The organism is Immundisolibacter sp., assembly GCF_050250495.1.
In the GTDB taxonomy this organism is placed as follows: domain Bacteria; phylum Pseudomonadota; class Gammaproteobacteria; order Immundisolibacterales; family Immundisolibacteraceae; genus Immundisolibacter.
This window is the reverse complement of the sequence record NZ_JBFWOM010000025.1, coordinates 16437-27827: the sequence shown is the minus strand read 5'-3', so window position 1 is coordinate 27827 and position 11391 is coordinate 16437. Positions and strand designations below refer to the sequence as shown.

At 66.8% G+C, this 11391-nt stretch carries 8 protein-coding genes and 1 pseudogene; 3 read left to right on the top strand and 6 right to left on the bottom strand.

The window, feature by feature from the left end:
* Together AB7F93_RS12850 and AB7F93_RS12845 are read right to left on the bottom strand one after the other, a co-directional pair.
* A pseudogene (locus AB7F93_RS12850) lies at nt 1-1178 on the bottom strand (hypothetical protein); the annotation flags it as partial.
* Between the two features lie 130 nt (nt 1179-1308).
* The gene (locus AB7F93_RS12845; protein ID WP_428303312.1) at nt 1309-2403 is read right to left on the bottom strand and encodes a Zn-dependent alcohol dehydrogenase; all 1095 of its coding nucleotides are present in this window, start codon (nt 2401-2403) and stop codon (nt 1309-1311) included.
* 180 nt (nt 2404-2583) lie between these two features.
* Here AB7F93_RS12845 and AB7F93_RS12840 point away from each other — a divergent pair, with 180 nt between their 5' ends.
* From AB7F93_RS12840 to AB7F93_RS12830, 3 genes are read left to right on the top strand one after another with little or no spacing between them, the layout of a single operon-like run.
* Nucleotides 2584-4254: an N-acyl-D-amino-acid deacylase family protein gene (locus AB7F93_RS12840; RefSeq protein WP_428303311.1), complete on the top strand. Its 1671-nt coding sequence runs from the start codon at nt 2584-2586 to the stop codon at nt 4252-4254.
* A gap of 13 nt (nt 4255-4267) precedes the next feature.
* Nucleotides 4268-5671, top strand: a complete 1404-nt coding sequence (locus tag AB7F93_RS12835; RefSeq protein WP_428303310.1) for an aromatic ring-hydroxylating oxygenase subunit alpha — start codon at nt 4268-4270, stop codon at nt 5669-5671.
* Entirely contained in the window at nt 5668-6162 is a 495-nt protein-coding gene (locus AB7F93_RS12830) for an aromatic-ring-hydroxylating dioxygenase subunit beta (protein ID WP_428303309.1), read from the top strand. Before AB7F93_RS12835 ends, AB7F93_RS12830 begins: the two co-directional genes overlap by 4 nt.
* Nucleotides 6163-6171: 9 nt before the next feature.
* Here AB7F93_RS12830 and AB7F93_RS12825 read toward each other — a convergent pair whose 3' ends face one another.
* The 4 genes from AB7F93_RS12825 to AB7F93_RS12810 all read right to left on the bottom strand — a co-directional run bounded on the left by AB7F93_RS12825 (nt 6172) and on the right by AB7F93_RS12810 (nt 11348).
* On the bottom strand, nt 6172-7416 hold the full coding sequence (locus AB7F93_RS12825; protein ID WP_428303308.1) for a hypothetical protein: 1245 nt from the start codon (nt 7414-7416) through the stop codon (nt 6172-6174).
* Between the two features lie 15 nt (nt 7417-7431).
* Entirely contained in the window at nt 7432-8334 is a 903-nt protein-coding gene (locus AB7F93_RS12820) for an endonuclease/exonuclease/phosphatase family protein (protein WP_428303307.1), read from the bottom strand.
* A gap of 67 nt (nt 8335-8401) precedes the next feature.
* Complete coding sequence (locus AB7F93_RS12815) at nt 8402-9862, bottom strand: hypothetical protein (RefSeq protein WP_428303306.1); 1461 nt, start codon at nt 9860-9862, stop codon at nt 8402-8404.
* Between the two features lie 10 nt (nt 9863-9872).
* A complete protein-coding gene (locus tag AB7F93_RS12810; protein ID WP_428303305.1) occupies nt 9873-11348 on the bottom strand; it encodes a c-type cytochrome in 1476 nt (491 codons plus the stop codon).
* Nucleotides 11349-11391 lie beyond the last annotated feature (43 nt).

The following is an 11391-nucleotide window of genomic DNA, read 5'->3' as shown; positions in this document are numbered from 1 at the left end:
GTTATTTCTCTGTTTCGATTATCACGAAGCTCCGCCACCAATCTTTCGATCTCAGCTAGTTTGATCCGATAATTGTGGGTCGCGTCCATGTTGACCGCCAGTTGTCCCGCGTCCGTGCTCAGGACGTCCGTCATCATCTTTAATTCGTTGTGCCGAATGGCTAGTGCTTGTTCATGAAGTTTGAGCTCTTGCTGCTTGGCTAGATATTCAATTTCAAGGTTAGTCCTAGCCTGTGTTATCTTTGCCGTTCCCTCAGATTCCACACGCTCTATGATTAACTTCGCCCGTTCTGCTTCTACGCGTCTATTCGCTGAAATTTGGGCTAAATCTACCGTGGCTTTTCTCAAGCCTTCATCCATCGGCTCCAATGTTGTGAGAAAGATTCCCTCGAGAGAGAACGCGCAGCCCTTTGCCTGATTTGCGCGAAAGTCGCGCAGTACATCCTCCATCATGCGGTGACGTTCACCATTAAATGTTTCGTAAGTAGTGCGACCGGCCACGGATTGAAATGCGACCAGCACGCGTTCTTTCATGAGCTCAACTTGGTCATCCGGGTGCTGAGCCATATCCATTATAGACCTTTCATCTTTCAGGACCGCAAGCTGAAGGCTGCAACTCCCGCGAAACGAAATCTGGTCCTGGGTGGTCGTCCGGCCAGAAAGGTCAAAGGGCACCCGACGGGGTCCCATAGTCACAAATCCGATCCGGTTGTATGCCCGACGCCACAGAACGTAGTGCGTACCATCCTCAACGACCATAAGTGGCGTGTCATTATTCAGGTGCACCGCTTTGGTTTTAGCGTTCGACGCATATGGCATGCCCCACTTGGCGTCTTGGAATGTGACCCAGGTTATCTTCTGATCGCTACTCATTGAATGATTGGCCTTTTCTAACGGGTTAGAGAGAGTCGGGTTATCTTCAGGGCCTTGGAGTCGGAGTAAGACGTCGTTACAGAACTTGGCGAAATGTGCCTCATCTCCAGAGAACACATAATCAGCATCATGGGCGAGATTGTTTCTTACCTTGGCGACTTCGAGAATGTCTCGAAGGAGTGATCTATTAAGCGGTGGGTGTATGCTTGAGGCCATCTCGTACAGTCCACTGCCTTCTCCACCCATCTCCCGTAGGCGTCCTTGAAGTCTTGCCGCTGTGAGAATGACGTCTTCCAGAAATGACATTGGCGCGCTCGCTTACTATTAGTGACTGACGCGGTAACGTGACGTATCCAACAAGCGGTGAACAACGTGGAGCTGCGCAAGCTAAGGGGATGTCCTGCATGCGCAGATATGTGGCCGGGTGCTTGCATGATCACCCAAACAAAATCACCCCCCGAGCATTCCGCCCGGCCTCCAGATCCGCAAACGCCTGGCCGGCTTCGTCGATGGTGTAGGTGCGGGTCACCATGTGGTCGAGGTCGAGTTTGCCGGCTTTGTACAGGCCAAGCAGCATCGGGAAGTCGACCTTGAAGTTGGCGCTGCCGTACATGGAGCCTTTGATGGTCTTGGCGGTGAACGGCAGGATCAGGCTGTTGAAGGAGTAGCGGTCGTCCTTGCTGCCGACGCCGACCACCACGGTGGTGCCGCCGCGGCGGGTGGCCTTGAAGGCGGTTTCCACCAGCTTGCCGAGGCCGACGACCTCGAAGGCGTAGTCGGCGCCGATGCCGCCGGTGAGGGCCATGATTTCCTTGGCGGCATCGGTGCCGGGGGCGACGGTGTGGGTGGCGCCGAAGCTCTTGGCCATTTCCAGCTTTTCGGCTGACAGATCCACCGCAATGACCATGCGTGCGCCGGCGATGCGCGCGCCCTGCACCACGGAAAGGCCCACGCCGCCGCAGCCGAACACGGCGACGGTGCTGCCGGGCTCCACCTGCGCCGTGTTGATGACGGCGCCCACGCCGGTGGTGATGCCGCAGCCCACCAATGCGGCGGCCTGGAACGGCACGCTCTTGTCCACGGACACCACGCACGCCTCCGGCACCACGGCGTACTCGGCCATGTTGCCGAGGAAGGACATGGTGTACAGGCGCTGGCCGTTCTGGTGGATGCGGCTGGTGCCGTCGAACAGCGTGCCGTCCGGCGGGCTCACGGTGCACAGGAAGGGCTGGTCGTGCAGGCAGTGAAAGCACTCGCCGCAGCGCGGCACGAAGGACAGCACCACGTGGTCGCCGGGCTTGACGGTGTGCACGCCCTCGCCGATCTGCTCCACGATGCCGGCGCCCTCGTGGCCGATGACGGCCGGGAACGGCTGCGGGATGGTGCCGTTGATGATGGAGATGTCCGAGTGGCACACGCCGCAGGCCTTCATGCGCACCAGCACCTCGCCGGCCTTGGGCGGGTCGATGTTGACGGTTTCGACGGCGAACTGGTGCTGGTCGCGCACGACCACGGCTTTCATGGACAGCATGGGCGGATCTCCTCGGGGTGTGGACTGACTGCCGGCATTGTCGGCGGGCGCAGGGTGCGGGTCCAGAGCGGCGCGACTGAACGATCGTTTCGGCGGTGCTAGCATCGCCGCAGCACAAGGCCCACGGCCCGATGGCCGGGACACGTTCGCCACGGATGGCCACGAGGAAGGAGTACACGCATGGCTTACGACCTGCTCATCCGGGGCGGCACGGTGGTGGACGGCACGGGCGGCCCCGGCTTTGCCGCTGACGTGGCGGTGAAGGACGGGCGCATCGTGAAAATCGGCACGGTGGACGGCGAGGCGACCCGGACCATCGACGCCACCGGCCGCGTGGTGGCGCCGGGCTTTATCGACCCGCACACGCATTACGACGCGCAGCTGTCGTGGGACCCGCTGGTCACGCCGACGGCCTGGCACGGCATCACCACCACGGTGATCGGCAACTGCGGCGTGGGTCTCGCGCCGTGCCGGCCGGAAACGCGCGAGCGCGCGCTGTGGGATCTGATCAACGTGGAGGCCATGTCGCGCGAGGTGCTGGAGGCGGGCATCACCTGGCAGTGGGAATCGTTCGGCGAGTTCATGGGTGCGACGCTGGCGCGCGGCAGCGCGATCAACCTCGGCTTTCTGGTGCCGCTGTCGCCGCTGCGCACGTATGCGCTGGGGTCCGAAGCCAGCGAGCGCGCCGCCACGGCCGCGGAGACGGACACGCTGTGCGGCCTGCTGGGCGACGCGCTCGGCGCCGGCGCGCTCGGCTTCAGCTCGTCCCAGCAGCCGAACCACGTGGGTTACAACGGCACGCCTTTGGCGAGCCGGCTCACCAGCAACGACGAGTTCGCCGCCCTGGCGCGCACCGTCGGCCGGCACGGGCGCGGCGGCATCGAGATCGCCGTCACCAAGAAGCTGGCGCATCTGCAGGACGACGACGTGGCGCTGCTGGAGCTGCTGTGCGAGCACAGCGGCCGGCCGGTGACGTGGCTGACGCTGCTCGATCTCAACTCGAACCCCGGCTGCGCGTTTGCGGCCGTGGAGCGGGCAGGGCACCTCACCGCCAAGGGCTGCTTTCCGCAGACGGTGGTGCGGCCCTTCATGGCCGAGGCGGACGTGAGGAATCCCTTCATGTTCGCGCCGCTGCCCGCCTGGAAAGCCGCCTTCAACCAGACCGTCGAGGTGCAGAAGGCGCTGTATGCCGATGCGGATTTCCGCCGCACCTTCCGTGCGGACATGGCCGAGGGCCGCTCGCTGGTGCGGGACTGGAACCACTTCGAGCTGCTGTCCGCCGACAACCCGGACCTGCAGCCGCTGCTCGGGCGCACGGTGGCGGACATTGCGGCCGAACGTGGCGCGGACCCGTGCGACACGTTCCTCGATCTCGCCATCGCGGACGACGTGAACACGCGCTTTCGCGTGGCGGTGGCCAATTCCGACGACGCCAACCTCGCCCGCATGCTGACCGACCCGCGCATCCGCATCGGCTTGGGCGACGGCGGCGCGCACGTGGACATGCTGTGCGAGGCCGGCTACACGACGTATCTGCTCGGCTACTGGGTGCGCGAAAGAAAACTGATGAGCCTGGAGCGCGCCGTGCAGCGCATCACATCAGAAGCCGCGGGCCTGTTCGGCATCCGCGAGCGCGGCCTGCTCCGGGAAGGCTATTTCGCCGACATCGTGGTGTTCGACGCCGCCACCGTCGGCTCGGACCGCCGCCCGCACCTGGTGGCGGACCTGCCCGCCGGCGGCAAGCGGATGATCGCCGAGGCGCGCGGCGTGGACTGCACGGTGGTCAACGGCAAGCTGGTGTTCGAGCACGGCCGGCACACGGGTGCGCTGGCTGGGATGGCAGTGAATTGAGGGGAGGGCAGTCATGGACATGCGAGCGAGCGACGCCAGTCACCCGGCGCTGACCGACCCCGGCCGGTACTTCATCGATCAACCCGCGCAGCGCCAGTTCAACGTGCACCGGGACCTGTTCCGCGACGCGGCGCTGTTCGATCTCGAAATGGCGCACGTGTTCGAGGCGAGCTGGGTGTACCTGTGCCACGAAAGCCAGTTGCCGAACGCCAACGACTACTACACCACGCACATCGGCCGCACGCCGGTGGTGGTGATACGTGGGCAGGATGGCGCGCTGCGCGGGTTTATCAACGCCTGCCCGCACCGCGGCACGCGGCTTTACGTGGCCCGCGCCGGCAACGCGCAGGTGCAGATGTGCCCGTACCACGCCTGGTGCTTCGACTCCGCCGGGCAGTGCGTGAAGATCAAGGACCAGCCGCAGGCCGGCTACGCGGCGGCATTCGAACGGGAAAGCCACGATCTGAAGCCGCTCGGCGCGCTCGCCAGCTATCAGGGCTTCGTGTTCGGCGCGCTGCCGGCGGACGTGCCGGCGCTGACCGATTACCTCGGCGACACTCGGTTTTTCATCGACACCTTCGCCGAGCAGTCCGCGCAGGGCATGGAAATCCTGCCGGGCGAGGTGAGCTACGTGTTCCGCGCCAACTGGAAGCTCCAGGTCGAGAACACCATGGACATCTACCACCTGACCACGGTGCACAGCACGTTCGCCAAGATCGTGCAGCAACGCGGCGCGCGGGAGGCCGCCGCGGCCGGCGCGGACTCGGTGAAGGCCGTCAATCTCGGCGCCCTGTCCGGGCAGGAGCAGGGCACCTACACCTTCCCGCACGGGCACACGGTGTTCTGGGGCACCGACCCGATGCGCGAGAACCGCGCGCTGTGGGGCATGCGGGATGATCTTTTCGCCCGCGGCGTGGACCCGCGCAAGGTGGAGTGGATGTTCCGCCCACGGGTGGTGAATTTCTTTCCGAACATCCAGTTCGTGGACAGCGCCTGCATGCAGCTGCGCGTGATCCGGCCACTCGCGCCGGACCGCACCGAGATGACCATGTTCTGCCTTGCCCCGCGCGGCGAGCCCACGGCCGGCCGGCGGCGGCGCCTTCGCCAGTACGAGGATTTTTTCAACGCCAGCGGCATCGCCACGCCGGACGACGTGGCCTGCTACGAGGACATCCACGCCGGCGGCCTCGGCGACGCGCAAGGCGAGTGGATTCAGGGCTTCGCGCGCGGCATGGAAAAGGCCATCGCCGGCCCGGACGCGCACGCGCGGGAGATCGGCATCGACCCGCTCGAATCGTGCAGCGGCGTCGAAATCCAGGACGAGACGGTGTTCCGCGGCTTCTACCGCGAGTGGCTCGCGCGCATGCAGGCGGCCGGCAGGGCGCCTGCGCGTACCGCAAAGGCGGCACGCGCATGAGCCGTCTCGAACTACTCGACGAAGCGCAGCGCCTGCTGTTCGACGAAGCCGCCGCGCTCGACCAGCGCCGCTGGGACGACTGGCTGGCGCTGTACACCGAGGACTGCGAGTTCTGGGTGCCGGCCTGGAAGAGCGAGCACACGCCGACCGCCGACCCGGGCGGCGAGGTGTCGCTGGTGTACTACGACAGCCGCGTGGGCCTGGAGGAGCGCGTGTGGCGCATCCAGTCCGCCGCCGCCCCGGCGCACCGGCTGCTGCCCCGCACCTGCCACGCCGTGCACAACGTGCGCCTGCTGGAGGCGACCGACGATCGTCTTGTCGTGCACGCCACCTGGCGGGTGGACAGCTACAAGGAAAAGCTCGCCACCAGCCTGTTCGGCTACTACGACTACCAGCTCGCCGGCCGGCCCGGCGCCTGGCGCATCGCGCGCAAGAAGATCACGCTGGTCAGCGACTGCGTGCCGTCGTATTTCGACGTGTATCAGGTGTAAGACGCCCAATCACTGCACGGTGAGCCGGTAGCCGCCCGACGTGCCGTACGGCTTCACCTGCACGTAACAGGCTTCCCCCGCAGGCACGTCCACGCTGAAATCGAGCGACGCGCCCACGGTGCCGTCGTAGCCTTCCTTGAGTTGCGAGCGCTGGGCGTTGTAGATCACCACGTTCGGCCGCAGCGTGTTCGAGCGGTTTTCGAGCGTCACTCGCAGTGACTGGCCGGGCGCGGCGGCAATCCGGTACCAGTCGGTGTCCTGGTCGTCGAGGATGTTGGCGTCGATGCCTTCACCCGCAGTGAGGGGCGTTGGCGGGTCGCGGATGGGGTCGTCGTTGGGCTCGTGTCGGTCGTGCGCCGCCTGTGGCAGCGCGGTCAGCGTGTACTGACCGGTGGTGCCATACGGGTTGACCTCGACGTAGTAGCGCGCGCCCGGCTCGGCGGTGAACGCGAGATCGGTGTCGGCGCCCGCCGTGCCGCTGTAGGCCTCCTTGATCGCGGCCTTGTCGGGGCCGAACAGCTTCAGGTACGGCCGCAGCGTGTCCGAGCGGTTCTGCAGCCGCACGATTACCCGGTCGCGGACCTTGGCGCCGGAGGTGAAGACAAAGTGGTCGCTGTCCTCGGTGGTGGAGACGTCGCCCTCCAAGGGCGCATTGACCGGCAGCTCGACCGCGGTTGCCTTGGTGTTGTTGGGTTCGCTTTCCGCACCGCTGCGCGCCGATGGCGCGGCCTGCGCCGACGCGACCGGCGCGAGCTGCGCCACCTGCCGGCCGAGGGCGCTCACCTCGCTGGCGGCGCTTTGCAAGGTCTGTTCGATCTGCGCGCGCTGCTGCTGGACTACGGCCACCTCGCCCTGCGCCTGCGCGGTGGCGGCGACATCGACCTGCCGCGCGGTTTCGGCGATCTTGCGCTCGTAGTCGGACGCCCGCGCCACGCACTGCTGGAACTGGTCCGGGTTGAGCTTGCCGCCGTCGAGTACCGCGCAGCAGGTTTTCAGGTGCAGGCCGACTTTCTGCGCACCTTCGGTGAGCTCCTGCACCTTCTCCTGGCTGACGGCGAAGCCGCCCTTGTTCTTGATCAGCTCGATGTTCGCTTCGAGCCGCGGCGCGGTCTGTTCGAACACGCCCTGGCACGATGACGGACCCGGCCGCAGCAGCACCAGCGCGGCGCCGCCTGCGAGCAGCAGCATGCCGATGCCGATCAGCAACGTCTTGTGGCGGCGGTTCGACGCGGCAGCGGTATGTGGTTCGGCCATGGTTGTGCTCCCCGGTCAATTCAGCGTCAGGTCCATGTACAGCGCGGCGTGGTCGGACGCCTTGGGGTCGTTATCGCCGACACCGGTCAGGCGCTCTTCGGTTAACCGTTCCGCACGCCACGGCAGCCCGCGGCGCATCACGGCCGGCGCGCCCGCGTTGGTCTGCGCGAGGCCCTTCGACAACAGCAGGTAATCGAGCTGACGGTACGCGTTGCCGCCGGCGTAGTAATGCGTCCACTGCTCGGCCGCCGGCAGGCGCGTCAGCACGTTCGACAGGCCCGGGTGATCCAGCAGCGCACCGAGCGCGGTCGCGCCCTCGGGGTAGTCGTTGAGGTCGCCCAGTACAACAAAGTTGCCCTTGTAGCCGCCGCGTTTCCAGCGCGTGTTGACGATGGCGGCGACGCGCTCGGCCTGTTCCTTGCGGCGCGCGTGCGTGGCCTCGCGGCCTTCCATCATGGACTTGAAGTGGTTCACGTACAGCGTGAGAGGCTTGCCGGCGACGTTCAGTTCAACCTCCAGGCAATCGCGCGAGAACAGGAAGCTGGTGCCGTTGCGATTGCGCTCCTGGCGGTGCGAGCGCAGCGCGGTAATCGGAAACCGCGACAGCACCGCCACGTCGATCTGCCGCGGGTCGAAGCAGTCGATCACCACGCGGTGCGCGTACCGCATGCCGCCCAGGAAGTACGAGTTGAAGCGGTCCAGCACGGGCAGGCTCTCCACCTCCTGCAGGCAGATCACGTCGGCGTTGGTCGCGCGGATGGCGCGCGCCGTGATGCGTTTCGATTCCTCGTCGTGGATCGTGAACGCCAGGTCGTTGATGGTGAAGCCGTCGTCCGCGCGCGGGCTCAGCGAGTCATTGAATCGGTAGCGGGCGAACAGGTTCTCGACGTTGAAGGTAGCGACGCGCAATGTGCTCATGGTGTGGACTCGTGGTGTCGGTTGTGGGCATGGCGGGATTGCCCGGCAGGCGCATCCGGGGCTCCGGCTAGAGCGTCTTGAGGTACTCCAGCAGCGCCGCCTTGTCCGCATCCGGCAGGGTGGTGCCGAAGTCGTGGCCCGCGTTGCCGTTGCCGCGCAGGCGGGTGTCGAAGGCGGTGCCGGCCTGCTGCGCGTCCACGCCCTGGACGACGAAGCCGACGCGGGCCGGGTCGTAAAGGTCGTAGCCGCGCCAGAAGCTTTGCGGGCGCTGCGCGGGCGGCGTCAGCAGGTCGGCCAGCGTGGGCACGCTGCCGTTGTGCAGGTAGGGCGCGCGCAGCCAGATGCCGTCCAGAAACTGCGCGACGTAACCGGTGAGCGGTGCCTCGACCAGGCCGGCGCGCTCGATGCCCATGTCCTTGACGACCTTGTTCGCCTCGACGGCGGCGCGCTCGCCCCAGGTGTCGATGCGGCCGCGGTCGGTGCCGATTTCGTCGAGCGGGACCACGGTGCCGGTGCGGGCGCTGGCGTGGCAGGCGGCGCAATTGGCGTCGAACAGGGGTTTGCCCTGCGCGGCGAGTGCGCTGTCGACCGGGAACGGGTACGCCGGCGCGGGCAGGTTCTTCAGGTAGTCCACCAGCCAGTCGATGTGGGCGAGGAAGTCGCGCTGGTTCTTGGGCTCGGCGCCCATCAGGCCGAGCGCGGAGTCGATGATGACCGAGTAGGGGTCGTGCGAGTCGCCGGCGAAGTTCATGCGGTGGCCGCGCTCGGGATCGTATTTCTTCAGGTTCCACACGGACGGCATGTCGGTCGGGCCGAAGCTGTCGTCCATCGGCCAGCGGATCATGAAGTACTTGGTGAGGTTCATGGCGTCGTCGCGGCCGCGGCCCCACTCGGGGAAGTCGTGCCGGTACAGCCACTGGAACTGGCCTTCGCGCTCGATCAGCGTCTTCTTGGTGATGGGGATGATCAGGTAGCGGTAGGCGAGGCGGTCGATGAGGTCCAGATCCGCCGACAGGGCGATCTCGGCCATCAGGGTGTCGGCGTTGAAGCGCGGATCCCTGGCGCAGTCGACCAGAAAGCGGAAGAAGGCTTCGAGGTCGAGCGTGTGGTTGGGGCCGGCCACGACCAGGGTCGGCGTTTCCTCGGGCTGCGTGCGGTAGCTCGCCACGTGGCAGGCGGCGCAGGTGTTGGCGACGCGGTCGAAGCCGATGCGCCGCTTGGAGAAGCCGACCGGCAGTTCCTGGCCCTGCTCCCAGTTGACGCCGAAGGCGGCATAGCCGATGCCGGGCTTGGGCAGCTTGTCCGGGAACACGCGCGGCAGCACGTGGAAGATCCAGTACGGAATGCCGGCGTCGTTCTCGGCGCCGATGGAGCCGTACTTGAAGCGCTCGGCGGGGTCGGCGAACGACGCCGCGCCGTAGTCGCGCAGGAAGCGGTTGTAGGCGACGAGCGCCACCACGGCGCCGAGGATCAGCACCAGCGGGAGGGCGATTTTCAGCCAGCGCGGCCAGCGGGATGGCGTGGTCATGGCACTGTCCTCAGAAGGTTTTCAGGTATTCGATGAGCGCCCACTTGTCGGCATCGGGCAGCGTGGTGCCGTAGGCGTCGCCCTCGTGGCCGGCGTTGCCGTTGCCGGGCCGCGTGGTGTCGTAGGCGAACAGCGCCCGGCCGTCGGCGCTCGGCTGGTCAGCCACGAAGCCCATGCGCTGTGGGTCGTACAGGTTGTTGCCGCGGTAGAACCGCGCCGGCCGCGCGCCGGCCGGTTGCAGCAGATCCCACAGCGTCGGCACCGAGCCGTTGTGCAGGTAGGGCGCGCGCAGCCAGACGCCGTCCAGCGGCGCGTTGGCGTAGCCCCAGGTCTTGCGGAAGTGGCGGAAGCGGCGCTCCGGATGCGCCGCGTACAGCAGGCCCTGGTTCTGCGCCAGCTCCAGGGTGTAGGAATCGAGCCGGCCGCGGTCGGTGCCGATGGCGGCGAGCGGCGTCACCTTGCCCACGTATTCCCCCGCAAAGTCGCTGCCGTTCTGGCCGTGGCAGGCAGCGCAGGTTGCCGAGTAGATGGCCTGCCCGCGGGCGGCGAGCGCGGCGTCGATCGGGTAATGATCGGCAAACGCGGGCGGCGCGGCGGTGGCGATCCAGCTCTCGATGCGCGCCATGGCGGCGTAGTCGATGAGGCGCGGCAGCGCGCCGGCGCCGAACGCCGCCGACAGGTTGCGCTCGCGCACGCTGGTGTTGTTGCCGTCCCAGTGCAGCTGCATGCCTTCCTTGCGGGCCTGGTTCCAGATCGCCGGGAAGTCGGACACGCCGTTGAGTTCGTCCCGCGGCAACTGCTCGAAGGGCGCCATGAAGATGCCCTTGGCCGAGTTGAAGGTATCGACCCGGCCCGGCCCCCATGGCTCCTGCAGGTGGATGAAGCGCAGGCGCCCGATCAGGCCGGCGACGCCGTCGCGCATGAGATGGATGGCGAGCGGGTAGACCAGGTGCCGGTCGAGCGGGCTGAGGCCACCGGCCTTCTCGGCGATGCGCGGCACCACCTGCGCCGGCGTGAAGCGGCGGTCGTTCACGCAGGCCTGCACGAATTTCTGAAAGCCCATCAGGTCGAGCTGGTTAGCGGGCATGCCGAGCACCAGCCGCGGCGCGGCATCCGGCGCGGTGCGCACGGTGGCGCTGTGGCACACGGCGCAGTTCAGGAACACCCGGTCCAGGCCCAGGTGGCGGCGCTGCGACATGCCGACCGGCAGGTCGTGGCCGGGCTCGGTGATGAAGCCGAGCGAGGCGTAGCCCTTGCCCGGCAGCAGGTCCGGGCAGACCTCCGGCAGCACCTGGAACAGCCAGTACGGGAAGCCCATGTTGCGTTCGCCGCCGAGCGAGCCGTACTTGAAGTGCTCCGCCGGGTCGGCGTGGGTCACCGCGCGGTCCGGCAGGAAGCGCAGCGCGGCGTACAGGGCCGCGAGCAGGGTCAGCGTCAGCAGCAGGCCGAGGATGACGCGACTGCCGGACCAGCGGGAGGGATTCATGGGGCGTGCTCCAGGTGCGCGGACCGCGGGGTCAGGCGGGCGA